The organism is Acinetobacter sp. COS3, assembly GCF_000475335.1.
Lineage (GTDB): Bacteria > Pseudomonadota > Gammaproteobacteria > Pseudomonadales > Moraxellaceae > Acinetobacter > Acinetobacter venetianus.
Genome location: NZ_AXCD01000012.1, coordinates 49,464 through 62,511, shown reverse-complemented (window position 1 = coordinate 62,511; position 13,048 = coordinate 49,464). Strand labels below are relative to the sequence as shown.

13 protein-coding genes and 3 tRNA genes are annotated in these 13,048 nt (G+C 40.3%); 6 read left to right on the top strand and 10 right to left on the bottom strand.

What is annotated here, in order from left to right:
- The 3 genes from IO68_RS23685 to IO68_RS23675 are packed head-to-tail and all read left to right on the top strand — an operon-like array spanning window position 1 to window position 1,192.
- Entirely contained in the window at window positions 1–528 is a 528-nt protein-coding gene (locus tag IO68_RS23685; RefSeq protein ID WP_023013138.1) for a Na+/H+ antiporter subunit E, read from the top strand.
- Window positions 525–800, top strand: coding sequence for a monovalent cation/H+ antiporter subunit F (locus IO68_RS23680; protein ID WP_004876501.1), 276 nt, complete (start codon window positions 525–527; stop codon window positions 798–800). The genes IO68_RS23685 and IO68_RS23680 overlap by 4 nt, the downstream gene beginning before the upstream one ends.
- A gap of 11 nt (window positions 801–811) precedes the next feature.
- On the top strand, window positions 812–1,192 hold the full coding sequence (locus IO68_RS23675) for a Na+/H+ antiporter subunit G (protein WP_004876500.1): 381 nt from the start codon (window positions 812–814) through the stop codon (window positions 1,190–1,192).
- A 52-nt stretch (window positions 1,193–1,244) separates the two neighbouring features.
- On the opposite strand, the gene IO68_RS23670 is transcribed toward IO68_RS23675, so the two are convergent.
- From IO68_RS23670 to tpiA, 10 genes are all read right to left on the bottom strand, one after another.
- Window positions 1,245–1,751: a hypothetical protein gene (locus IO68_RS23670; protein ID WP_023013137.1), complete on the bottom strand. Its 507-nt coding sequence runs from the start codon at window positions 1,749–1,751 to the stop codon at window positions 1,245–1,247.
- Between the two features lie 170 nt (window positions 1,752–1,921).
- Complete coding sequence (locus IO68_RS23665; RefSeq protein ID WP_004876497.1) at window positions 1,922–2,323, bottom strand: ribosome-binding factor A; 402 nt, start codon at window positions 2,321–2,323, stop codon at window positions 1,922–1,924.
- Window positions 2,323–5,028 carry a translation initiation factor IF-2 gene (infB, locus tag IO68_RS23660; protein ID WP_007480110.1) on the bottom strand — a complete coding sequence of 902 codons (2,706 nt, stop codon included), beginning with the start codon at window positions 5,026–5,028 and terminating at the stop codon, window positions 2,323–2,325. Before infB ends, IO68_RS23665 begins: the two co-directional genes overlap by 1 nt.
- Window positions 5,029–5,038: 10 nt before the next feature.
- Window positions 5,039–6,523, bottom strand: coding sequence for a transcription termination factor NusA (gene nusA, locus IO68_RS23655; RefSeq protein WP_023013136.1), 1,485 nt, complete (start codon window positions 6,521–6,523; stop codon window positions 5,039–5,041).
- A 37-nt stretch (window positions 6,524–6,560) separates the two neighbouring features.
- Window positions 6,561–7,085 carry a ribosome maturation factor RimP gene (rimP, locus tag IO68_RS23650; RefSeq protein WP_004876492.1) on the bottom strand — a complete coding sequence of 175 codons (525 nt, stop codon included), beginning with the start codon at window positions 7,083–7,085 and terminating at the stop codon, window positions 6,561–6,563.
- Window positions 7,086–7,283: 198 nt separating this feature from the next.
- A tRNA-Met gene (locus IO68_RS23645) sits at window positions 7,284–7,360 on the bottom strand.
- Between the two features lie 85 nt (window positions 7,361–7,445).
- Window positions 7,446–7,522, bottom strand: a tRNA-Met gene (locus tag IO68_RS23640).
- A 42-nt stretch (window positions 7,523–7,564) separates the two neighbouring features.
- Window positions 7,565–7,649, bottom strand: a tRNA-Leu gene (locus IO68_RS23635).
- Between the two features lie 57 nt (window positions 7,650–7,706).
- The gene (gene secG / locus IO68_RS23630) at window positions 7,707–8,036 is read right to left on the bottom strand and encodes a preprotein translocase subunit SecG (RefSeq protein ID WP_023013135.1); all 330 of its coding nucleotides are present in this window, start codon (window positions 8,034–8,036) and stop codon (window positions 7,707–7,709) included.
- 12 nt (window positions 8,037–8,048) lie between these two features.
- Window positions 8,049–8,840: a triose-phosphate isomerase gene (tpiA, locus tag IO68_RS23625; protein ID WP_023013134.1), complete on the bottom strand. Its 792-nt coding sequence runs from the start codon at window positions 8,838–8,840 to the stop codon at window positions 8,049–8,051.
- A gap of 358 nt (window positions 8,841–9,198) precedes the next feature.
- On the opposite strand from tpiA, the gene pilB reads away from it, so the two are divergent.
- From pilB to IO68_RS34280, 3 genes are read left to right on the top strand one after another with little or no spacing between them, the layout of a single operon-like run.
- On the top strand, window positions 9,199–10,920 hold the full coding sequence (gene pilB, locus IO68_RS23620) for a type IV-A pilus assembly ATPase PilB (RefSeq protein ID WP_023013133.1): 1,722 nt from the start codon (window positions 9,199–9,201) through the stop codon (window positions 10,918–10,920).
- A 24-nt stretch (window positions 10,921–10,944) separates the two neighbouring features.
- Window positions 10,945–12,174, top strand: coding sequence for a type II secretion system F family protein (locus IO68_RS23615; RefSeq protein WP_023013132.1), 1,230 nt, complete (start codon window positions 10,945–10,947; stop codon window positions 12,172–12,174).
- Between the two features lie 12 nt (window positions 12,175–12,186).
- Window positions 12,187–13,047, top strand: coding sequence for a prepilin peptidase (locus tag IO68_RS34280; protein WP_023013131.1), 861 nt, complete (start codon window positions 12,187–12,189; stop codon window positions 13,045–13,047).
- Window position 13,048: the final 1 nt, after the last annotated feature.

Below are 13,048 nucleotides of genomic sequence, written 5' to 3'. Positions count from 1 at the left end.
ATGCAAAAAGTAGCTTTGCTTGACCGTTGGTTCCCCCACCCTTTCGTGTCTTTTTTGGTTTTTCTGAGCTGGTTAATGCTGTCGCATAGTCTGGACTTAACGGATATATTAGTGGCCATCCTATTGGCGATTATTATTCCACGTTTAGTTGGACCATTTATTTCTAGAACGCCACACATTCACTGGACACCAGCAGTAAAACTATTTTTTGTTGTGCTTTGGGATATTATCGTTTCAAACTTCCGCGTGGCAAAAATGGTGTTGGGTCCAATGGATCAACTCCATCCGAGATGGTATCGCGTTCCACTAGAAACTGAGCATGAAGAAGTGAATACTCTTCTCGCGATGATCATTACTACGACACCAGGTACGGTTTCAGCAGGGATTGATCAAGAGCGTGGCGATATTCTCGTCCACGCACTCAGCTCAGATGACACTGAACTCGATATTCAAGAAATCAAAAAACGCTACGAAACACCTTTACTCGAAATCTTTGATGTAAAGATTGAAGAAGGAGCAAGCAAATGACAATTTTACCTTATGCACTTGGCATTAGCTTAATTGCCATTACTATCTCAATGTTTCTATGCCTGATCCGATTGATTATCGGCCCATCTGTCATCGATCGCCTACTTGCTTTAGACACACTATTTTTAAATGCGACATGTCTTATTGTTGTTTTAGGTGTGTATTGGGTAAGTACCAATGTCTTTGAAGGAGCATTATTGGTTGCAATGCTTGGCTTCGTTTCGACAGCTGCGCTTGCTCGTTATTTCACAACGGGTCATGTCATTGACTAAGGAGATGAGCTATGCAATTAATCATTGAAATCATTATTTCTTTCTTCCTTATATTCGGTGCTTTCTTCATGCTGGTCGGATCGATCGGCATGGTTCGACTACCAGACTTATTTATGCGTTTGCACGCCCCAACGAAGTCGAGTACGTTAGGATTAGGAAGTTTTCTAATTGCAGCAATGATCTTTGGCGCAACGCAAGGTCGTTTTGGTTTTGCTGAATTATTAATTACTTTATTTGTCTTTATTACTGCACCAGTATCGGCAAATTTGATGGCGCAAGCTGCGATTCATTTACGCCTACGTTCAAATAGTGGCGAAGTTCCTGAAGCTTTAAATCGTCCATTACCGTGGCAGCGTTATCGTCGTGTCACAAATAAAGAAGACCAACAATAGTTGGTCTTCTTCTGTCTATGGCAGTGCTTTACGCTTCGCCAAAACTCTCTCCTTAGTCTTCATTCAAAAAGCCTTCTTTGATTTGTTCTGGCATTCCTTCATGCCACCATTGATAAATTGAGGCTTTAATTTCCTCATCATCTTCTGGATCATTGAATGGTTCATCATCTTCACGAACCAATTCATCACCATCAAATTTAAACCAAAATTCCCAAGGATCATCATCTCCCTGACCACGTGCTTGCACATGAATATCAGGTAATAATTCTTTTAAAAATAATAAAATATTCTCAATATTTTCGTCACCATTTGAGCCGTGAGTAAAATCAAGTACAGCAAAACCTGCAACATAAACCAAACTTTCTGGTGCAAGGTCATACTCAACAGAATCAATCTGATCAAGCAACTCTTGCGTTGTATCACCTGCTTCTGGATTAATCACTAAACTTGACTGAATAAACTTTTCTTCATCACCATGATGTGTGGTAAATAAAGCCTCTAGTTGTTTCATGACCTGATCATCTGAATGCTTATAGTAAAGACGGCTATGTAGTTCCACCTAAATTCCCCTATACAATATTTTTAAATAATTTTTATATTCTTAAATTTTAGAACACGGATTCACAATAACAAAAAATCATGTTTTTTTACAATATATTAGCAATTTAATCTGTCGTAATATTTTTTATTTATTACATAAAAAAAGCCACCCTTAGGTGGCTTTTTTCTTTATTCTTTCTCATCTTGCCCTTGTTCAGGCAGATCCTTTACGGCTTCAGCGATCAGACCAAACATGTAGTTACCATATGCATTGGTTTTATCATAATGAAAACGCAATCTCGGCGTAATACGTGTCTTGATACGACGACTCAATTCATGACGCAAGAAACCAGAAGCTTTATTCAATACATCTAAAGTTTCTTTATTCGCTGCTTCACTTTGCTCATCACCAAGCTCACGCCCCATTACTGTGACATAAACTTCAGCATATCCCATGTCAGCACTGACTTTCACCGCTGAGATGGTCACTAGACCACCTAAGCGAGGATCTTTAAGCTCTTGACGGATTAGCTCAGACAACTCACGTTGTACAGAATCCGCCATGCGCTTTAAGCGTTGGCTACCCGCCATTAAAGACTCCGTTTAATTAACTGAACATCATACACTTCGATCTTATCTTGTGCTTTGATGTCTTTATAGCCTTTGACTGCAAGACCACATTCCATACCAGCACGAACTTCTTCAACCACTTCTTTATAGCGACGAAGAGATTCAAGCTCACCCTGGAACACAACCACGTCATCACGTAGAACGCGAATAGGCTTGTTACGGTGTAATACACCTTCAAGAACCATACAGCCCGCTGCAGCACCAAACTTACTTGAATGGAACACTTCACGCACTTCAGCAACACCCAAGATCGTTTCACGATGTTCAGGTGCAAGCTTACCGCTCATTGCTGCTTTTACGTCATCAATTAATTGATAGATCACGCTGTAGTAACGAATATCAATGCCATCTTGATCAGATTTCTGACGCGCTGTGTTATCCGCACGTACGTTAAAGCCCAATAATACAGCTTCAGAAGACTCTGCCAAAGTTACATCAGATTCTGTGATTGCACCAACACCAGAACCAATTACGCGTACTTTAACTTCATCAGTTGAAAGCTCATCAAGCGCAACATGTAATGCTTCAAGCGTACCACGTACGTCTGTTTTAAGCACAACGTTAACTGTTGGAATGTCTTTCTTGCCCATTGAAGCCATGATGTTTTCAAGACGCATCGAGCTTGCACGCTCAAGACGTTTTTGACGCTCGCGATCTGCACGAGCATCAGCAACTTCACGTGCTTTTTTCTCGTCATTGACAACAAGAACTTCATCACCCGCCATTGGCGCTTCAGGTAAACCAAGAATTTCCACTGGAATTGATGGGCCAGCCGAAGTGATACGTTGACCATTTTCATCAGACATCGCACGAACACGACCATAAGATGAACCAGCCAATACTAAGTCACCAATATTCAACGTACCATTTTGTACAAGAATAGAAGTTACTGCACCGCGACCTTTATCAACACGCGCTTCGATAACAACACCTTGTGCTGCACCTTCGGCAGATGCTTTAAGCTCCAACATTTCTGATTGGATCAAGATCAGATCAAGCAACTCATCAATACCCGCACCTGTATGTGCCGATACTTTAGCAACTGGAACATCACCGCCCCACTCTTCAGGAACGATTTCTTTAGTTGTTAATTCATTTAACACGCGATCTGGATCAGCTGACTCTTTATCCATCTTGTTAATCGCAACGATGATTGGCGTACCTGCAGCACGCGCATGATCAATCGCTTCAGCTGTTTGTGGCATCACACCATCATCAGCAGCAACAACAAGAACAACGATATCAGTCGCCTTCGCACCACGAGCACGCATAGACGTAAACGCAGCATGTCCAGGTGTATCTAAGAAAGTAATAATACCTTTCTCAGTTTCAACATGGTAAGCACCGATATGCTGGGTAATACCACCCGCTTCACCTGCCGCTACTTTAGCACGACGGATACGATCTAATAATGATGTTTTACCATGGTCAACGTGCCCCATGATTGTTACAACTGGTGGACGAGTTGTTTGCTCACCACGAGCTTCTTCAGCCGCTTCAAGTAAGTTATCTTCTGCTTGTGTATCAGAAACAAGAATTGGGTTATGACCTAATTCTTCAACTACTAATACCGCTGTATCTTGGTCAATTGATTGGTTCTGAGTAACAAGCTCGCCCATTTTCATAAGCATCTTGATAACTTCACGAACTTTTACAGCCATTTTTTGCGCTAGATCAGCAACAACAATGGTTGAACCAATTTCTACATCATAAATCTGTTTCTTAACAGGTTTTTCAAAACCATGTTTATTTGATTGGCTGGTCTTTAAACCACGTTTGTGATGTTGACGGCTGAAGTTTTGCTCTTCTTGATTATGACGACCACCTTTCTTCTGACCACGCGGGTTAGTTGCACCACCACGTTTAATTTCACGGTCTTCTTGATTAAATGAGTCTTCATATGCTTGGCCAACAAGGCCCGCAGCCAATGGAGAATCATCAATCACACGAATTGTTGTCGTCGCATCATCACTTGAGTATTTAGATGCCATTTTACGCATCTGCTCAAGTGTACGTTGTTGAGCTTCTTCAGCCGCTTTACGACGTACTGCTTCTTCAGTTGCTTTTAACTTCGCAGCTTCAGCTTCACGTGCTTTCTTTTGTTCAGGTGTTTCTGTTGGACGAATAACAGGGGCTTTGATTACTTTATCGCTATTACGCTTTTTCACCACAACAGCTGCTTTTGCAGTTGTTTGACCTGAACCATCAGAAGTATGCGCTGCACGCATTGCTTCTAACGTTGCATTGGCTTTTTGTTCCGCACTGTTACGTGCTTTTTGCTCAGCTTCTTCACGTACTTTTTGCTCAACACGTGCTTTCACATCCGCTTCTGCACGCGCTTTTGCTTCTGCAGCAAGTAACTCTGGATTCGGTTTCGCAAAAACTTGTTTCTTACGTACTTCTACGTTGATATTTTTTGCTTTACCCGATGTACTTGTTACTTTTGCAGTACTCGTTGTTTTACGTTTCAACGCAATTTTTCCTGTGTTACCACTTTCTTGACCATGAACTTTTTTCAAGTGATTGATCAAAGTATCTTGCTGTTCAGTGGTAATAATGTCATCTGCTTTACGCTGTGGTAGACCTGCATCACGAACCTGCTCTAGGAGTTTCTCTACAGGACGTTCTACACTGAGTGCTAACTCTTGAATCGACTTGTCCGTCATCTATTATCTCCTAGTTAAACCATGATTCACGTGCTTTCATAATTAATTGTCCAGCTTTGTCATTATCTAAGCCTTCGATATCAGAGATATCATCAGTTGCTTGATCAGCCAAATCATCAACAGTAATTACACCACGCGCCGCCAATGCATACGCAATCTCAGTTGTCATACCTTCCATACCGAGAAGTTCTGCACTTGGCTCTTGAATATTTTCTTGCTGTTTCAACGCATCTGTTAAAGCAGCTTCTTTTGCACGGCTTTGTAGCAATTCAACCAAATCTGCTTCAAGCTCAATTTCGTCAAATGTTTCAGCTGGTACGTAAGCAATCTCTTCCAATGAAGTGAAGCCCATTTCAACCAAAGCCATTGCTAAATCTTCTTCAATATCAAGACGTGTCATAAACATATCTAAATATTGCTGTGCTTCGTTTTGCTGACGAGCACGATACTCTTCTTCTAACATCATGTCGAGTTTATAACCCGTTAATTCTGATGCTAAACGAACATTTTGACCTTGCGAACCAATTGCACGCGCTAGCTGATCATTGGTCGCAAAGATGATATCCGCACTACGTGCATCTTCATCAAGTACAATTCCAGATACATCAGCTGGCTCTAATGCACTTGCGATATACTGTGCTGGGTCATCAGACCACACCACAACATCAATGCGCTCACCATTTAACTCTTGTTGCACTGCTTGAATACGCGTACCACGCATACCAATACAAGCACCAACAGGGTCAATGCGATGATCATTAGTTTTCACTGCAATTTTAGCACGAACACCCGGTTGACGAGCTGCCGCTTTAATTTCAATGATTTCTTCAGAAATTTCTGGAATTTCTTTCTTCATTAAAGCGATTAACATTTCAGGACGAGCACGAGACAATAATAATTGTGCACCACGACCTTCACGGTTTACGTTATATAAAATTGCATTGATACGCTGTTTCGGACGTAACATTTCTTTGTGAATCGTTTCTTCACGCGCCAAATAAGCTTCAGCATTATCACCAAGATCAATGATGAAACCATCTTTAGTTTGCTTTTTCACTTCACCGTAAATTAGCTCACCAACTTTAGACTCATAAGCATCGGCAACCAATGCACGCTCAGCTTCACGAATCTTTTGTACAATCACTTGTTTTGCGATTTGAGCAGCGATACGACCGAACTCAATCGACTCAACTTCTAACTCACGTACATCGCCGATTGACCATTGTGATGGGTCTACATCAGAGATCGCATCTTGGCATGCTGGCATTTCGTGATCTTCATCAGCAACCACAGTCCATTGACGGAAAGTACGGTAATCACCTGTTTTACGATCAATCTCAACACGCAGTTGAGCTTCTTCAGAGTGTGTACCTTCGTAAAACTTTTTCTTCGTCGCGGCAACAAGGGCTTGTTCTAACGCTTCGAAGATCGCTTCACGACTAACACCTTTTTCATTACTAACCGTTTCTGCAACGGTAAGAATTTCGCGGCCCATAAGTCACCTACCGATTTCTTATAAAATTAAGTTAATATTAGTCTTGATAGATTAAATTTGCTTTATCAATATTATTACTATCAATTTCAAGCACATGCTTACCTTCCACTTCAACTTGGATGATTTCATTTTCTAAGTCTACGGAAAGTAATTTTGCTTGGAATTTTCGACGATTTTCGACAGCAGCAATTAATCGTAAAGCTACTTGTTGCCCAATGTATGCAGGCAATTGATCTAATTGGAAAAATGGACGATCCCAGCCTGGCGATGATACTTCTAATGCATATTCACCAGAAATAGGATCATGAACATCCAACATTGCACCGACTTGTTGCGTTACTAGAACACAATCTTGAACGCCAATACCACGCCCTTGTTCAACTTCACCATCTTCATTAATAACAGGTTCAGCGCTCTCATCAACGGCTTTATCAATATAAATGCGCAGTAAAGAACGTTTACCTTGTGGCAGGAATTCGATCCCCCACAGATCTACACCACAAGCCGCAACAGCGGGTGCGATAAGATCATGCAATGCTTGAGATTTATTTGATAATTTCATTTACTCTCGTCGCTCTTCTACGAGCCAATCAATCTTAACCGTATAGTGAAGCACGACTATTTGACCAATTGATGTCGAACACTACACGATAGTTAAACAACCAATAAAAAAGGGCGATAATCGCCCCTATACTGCACAGAAAAGCATAGCCCACTGTGCAAAAAGGCCCACCTTATTGTGAGCCTCTTTTTAGAAACTTGGTAGCGGGAGCTGGATTTGAACCAACGACCTTCGGGTTATGAGCCCGACGAGCTACCAGACTGCTCCATCCCGCATCAACGTGCAAAAATTATATACAAATATGAAAAAAAGTCAATCTAAGTTTTCATATTTGCTTGATTAAGTTGCACCTTAATCAAATGGTAGCGGGAGCTGGATTTGAACCAACGACCTTCGGGTTATGAGCCCGACGAGCTACCAGACTGCTCCATCCCGCATCAACAATCACTGCATACACCAAACTTACTGGTTATTAAGTTTGGTGCGGAAGGGGGGACTTGAACCCCCACGCCCGAAAGCACTACCACCTCAAGGTAGCGTGTCTACCAATTCCACCACCACCGCAGCTTTGTGGGACGCATTCTATTCCTTTAAAACTAAAAAGGAAAGTCTTAATTCAACTTATTCAGTCGTTTTAGGTGCATTTGATGAAGTTTCAGACGATGTAGCTGGTGCTTCTGTTGTGTTTTGTACAGATTTTAGACTATACGCATCTGTCGTTTGTTTTTTTGCAAATACAGCTAAAGTTAAACTTGTAGCAAAAAATAAAGCGGTAAAAATTGCAGTTAAACGCGTTAAAAAGTTGCCAGCGCCTGAAGCACCAAAAACTGTCGCCGCGCCGCCGCCGCCAAATGATGCCCCTGCTTCTGCACCTTTACCTTGTTGTACTAGAACCAAAGCAATAATCAAGATTGCTAAAATGATATGTACAACGAGTATAAAACTATACATCTCTATTCCTCGTTATTTGCTTTGAGCAAATGCTTTTGCGATTTGGTAAAAAGATCCTGCATTCAATGATGCACCACCAACCAAAGCACCATTAATATCTGGGCAGGCTGCTAATTCAACTGCATTTTCAGCTTTTACGCTACCCCCATAAAGGATCGCCATATCCGCTCCGAATGCCGTAATTTGTTTTAGGCCTTCTCGAATTTTCGAATGCATTGCTTGTGCATCTGCTGGAGAGGCTGTTTTACCCGTACCAATTGCCCAAATCGGCTCGTAAGCAATCACAATATTCTGCCATTGCTCTGATTGAACCACGGATGCAATATCACAAATCTGCTGTAAAACAACTTGTTCAGCCTGACCTTGCTCACGCTGCTCAAGACTTTCACCCACACAATAAATCACAGTTAAATCTGCTTTTAAAGCGTTTTGTAACTTTATCTTTAGAATTTCGACATTGTCACCAAATAACTCACGGCGCTCTGAATGGCCAATTAAAACGAATTCAATTTGGCTATCTTTTAACAGCTCAGCACTCACTTCACCAGTATAAGCACCTGTTCCAGCTATTCTAGAGACGTCTTGAGCAACGGTATAAATTTTTCGGTTCGCATCATCTAACTGAGCTTTTACCTCAGTCAACGCGATTGCCGTTGGCGCCACACCAATATGACAATGCTCAGGAGAAATCGACTGCTGTTGCAGCAAAGTTTTAAATTCTTCTATTAATTGGAGAGCGTCAGCACGCATTGGATTTAATTTCCAATTACCAACAACCCAAGGGGTAATCGTCGAATTCGACATACTTCGCCCACCTACTGTTAATTTCTAAAAAATGCTGCATATTTTACACGTATTTTTAGAAAATTCAGTTTTTTTATAATATGTAAAGTTAAAGCAACGAAAAAAAATTGTAAGCTACGAAATGACAAAAGAAATAGGATAGCTATATAAAAAAAAGATTAAATTTTCTAAGCGCAACTTTTTTAATTTTTTTCTGATTGCTTTTATTATAAAAATTAATTCTCAAAAGAATCGATTAGTTCAAGGTTTTCAGCGTGAACCAAGTCAAAAACAACACTTTCACTAGTAGTATTTTTGCGTAACAAAAGTATAATTTTGTTATATAGCTATTATAACCATATTGTCATAAGGCGGACAGATGTCAGGATTACATACGTCTCCAAAATTTTCGGGGTTTATTCGACGTTTAGTCGATGATGGTCATTTGACAGCAGCAAATATGCAAACCGCAATTGATGCTGCAAAAAAGGCTAAACAAGATATTGTTGCTCATCTGATTGAGCACCAACGGATATCACCTCTAATAATTGCGGAAAGCATTTCACTCGAGTTTGGTGAGCCACTATTTGATTTAGCTGTTTACGATACAGCAATACTTCCTCGCGAAATCACAGATCAAAAACTAATCCAAAGACATCGAATTGTACCTTTGGTACAGCGTGGTCAAATCTTATATGTAGCAACCAGCAATCCCACGAATATTGATGCCTTAGATGCAATTCGCTTCAATACTAAACTTAATATTGAACCGATTATCGTTGAACATAACAAATTAGAAAAACTGATTGAACAACAATTTGGTGACACAGGTAGCTTTGATTTTGGTGATGGTGAAGATTTTGACTTAGAAGGTATTGATGTTGAGAGTAGTACATCTCAAGATGAAGATGACGATAACGTCGCCCAAAGTGATGAATCACCCATTGTTAAATACATCAATAAATTATTAATTGATGCAATTCGTATGGGTGCATCCGATTTACACTTTGAACCGTATGAAAAAATGTATCGTGTACGTTATCGTGTTGATGGTGTGCTCAGGCAAATTACTAACCCACCATTACAAATGGCGAATCGATTAGCTTCACGTTTGAAAGTAATGTCACAAATGGATATTTCTGAGAAACGAATGCCACAAGATGGTCGTATTAAACTTAAACTATCTAAGACTAAAGCGATTGACTTCCGTGTTAACTCTCTTCCAACCTTATTCGGTGAAAAACTCGTTCTGCGTATTCTTGACCCATCGAGCGCGATGTTAGGTATTGAAGCACTGGGCTATGAAGATGAACAAAAAGCTTTATTTATGGATGCTTTAGAAAAGCCTCAAGGAATGCTTCTCATCACTGGTCCTACAGGATCTGGTAAAACAGTCTCTTTATATACTGGTTTAAACATCCTAAATACAGAAGATACCAATATTTCAACCGCAGAAGATCCAGTTGAGATTAACTTAGAAGGTATTAATCAGGTTAACGTCAATCCCAAAACAGGTTTAACCTTTTCTGCTGCGCTAAAAGCCTTCTTACGCCAAGACCCTGATGTCATTATGGTCGGTGAGATTCGAGATCTTGAAACTGCTGAAATTGCAATTAAAGCAGCGCAAACAGGTCATATGGTGATGTCTACATTACACACAAATAGTGCGCCTGAAACTTTGACACGTTTACGCAACATGGGGGTTCCATCATTCAATATTGCGACATCGGTCAATCTAGTTATTGCACAGCGACTAGCACGTCGCTTATGTCAACAGTGTAAAGTACCTGTCGAGATTCCCAAACAAAGTCTTCTAGAATTAGGATTTACCGAACATGACCTTGCCGATCCAGAATTAAAAATATTTCAACCTGTAGGTTGTTCAGAGTGTAGAGAAGGTTATAAGGGTCGCGTTGGTATTTATGAGGTTATGAAAGTAACGCCTGAAATTTCTAAAATTATTATGGAAGATGGAAATGCACTACAAATTGCAGCAGCTTCAGAAAAAGCAGGCTTCAACAACTTACGACGTTCTGGGTTAAAAAAAGTGATGCAAGGAATTACTTCTTTACAGGAAGTAAACCGAGTAACTAGTGAATAAAATTAATAACAAGGATTAATGGTCATGGCAGCTAAAAAAGCGCAAATGATGCCTACTTTTGCTTATGAAGGGGTTGATCGTAAAGGGGTAAAGATCAAAGGGGAATTACCTGCTCGCAATATGGCTTTAGCTAAAGTCACTTTGCGCAAGCAAGGCGTTACCATCAAAAACATTCGTGAAAAACGCAAGAACATTCTTGAAGGATTCATGAAGAAAAAAGTGTCGACACTAGATATCACGGTTTTTACACGACAATTGGCGACAATGATGAAAGCTGGAGTACCACTGGTTCAGGGCTTTGAAATTGTAGCAGAAGGCCTTGAAAACCCAACTATGCGAGAAGTGGTATTAGGGCTAAAAGGAGAAGTTGAAAGTGGCAATACTTTTGCTGGAGCGCTGAAAAAATACCCACAATATTTCGATAATTTATTCTGCTCTTTAGTCGAGTCTGGTGAACAATCTGGTGCTTTAGAAACCATGCTTGACCGAGTTGCAATTTATAAAGAAAAAAGTGAACTACTCAAGCAGAAAATTAAAAAAGCCATGAAATATCCTGCGACAGTGATTGTAGTTGCAGTCATTGTTACGATTATCTTAATGGTTAAGGTGGTTCCTGTTTTCCAAGACCTGTTTAGCTCTTTTGGTGCAGATCTACCTGCTTTTACAAAAATGGTCGTCGGTATGTCCAATTGGATGCAAGAATATTGGTTTGTGCTCATTATTGTTATCGCTGCAATTATTGCTTCTTTTCTTGAGGCAAAGAAACGTAGTAAAAAATTCAGAGATGGATTAGATAAATTAGCATTAAAACTACCTATTTTTGGAGACCTTGTTTATAAAGCAATTATCGCACGATATAGTCGTACACTTGCGACCACCTTTGCTGCAGGTGTACCCCTTATTGATGCACTCGAATCTACAGCTGGCGCAACTAACAATGTTATTTACGAAGAAGCTGTAATGAAGATTCGAGAAGATGTTGCGACTGGTCAACAACTGCAATTTGCGATGCGTGTCTCTAATCGCTTTCCTGCAATGGCTATTCAGATGGTCGCGATTGGTGAAGAATCTGGTGCTTTAGATAGCATGCTTGATAAAGTCGCAACGCACTTTGAGAATGAAGTTGATAATGCTGTCGATGGCTTAACTTCTATGATGGAACCTTTAATTATGGCTATTTTGGGTATTCTTGTGGGGGGGCTAGTCGTTGCCATGTATCTTCCAATTTTCCAAATGGGCTCAGTTGTCGGTTAATAAGGTTATTAGATGCAAGAATTTATTTCATATTTAATCGAGAACCCAGCTGCGCTCTATATTGCAGTTGGGCTTTTTAGTTTATGCATTGGCAGTTTTCTCAATGTTGTTATTTTCCGCACACCAAAGATGATGGAACAGGAATGGCATCAAGAATGTCAAATGCTTTTACATCCTGAACAACCCATCATCGATGAAGAAAAACTTACCCTAAGTAAACCTGCTTCAACTTGCCCAAAATGTAACTCACGTATTCACTGGTATCAAAATATTCCAGTCATCAGTTGGCTTATACTGCACGGCAAATGCGGCACTTGTCAGAATCCGATTAGTATTCGATACCCTTTTATTGAATTACTGACAATGGTCTGCTCATTAATCGTTGTCGTTGTATTTGGTGCAACGATTCAAATGCTATTAGGTCTATTATTGACATGGGTATTGATCACCTTAACGTTTATAGATTTTGACACTCAACTGCTACCCGACAGATTTACTCTGCCACTTGCAGCTTTGGGTTTAGGGATTAATACTTTTGCAATTTACACATCTCCAAGTTCTGCAATCTGGGGCTATTTAATTGGCTTCTTGTGCTTATGGATTGTTTACTACCTGTTTAAACTTATCACAGGTAAAGAGGGAATGGGGTACGGTGACTTTAAGTTACTTGCAGCCTTAGGAGCTTGGATGGGACCAATGATGTTACCGCTCATCATCCTACTATCCTCAGTAGTTGGTGCAATTATCGGTATCATTTTAATGAAAATGCGTGGTGAAAATCAGCCTTTTGCATTTGGCCCCTATATTGCGATTGCAGGTTGGATAGCCTTTTTATGGGGTGATCAAATTATGAAGGTATATTTAGGTGGATAAT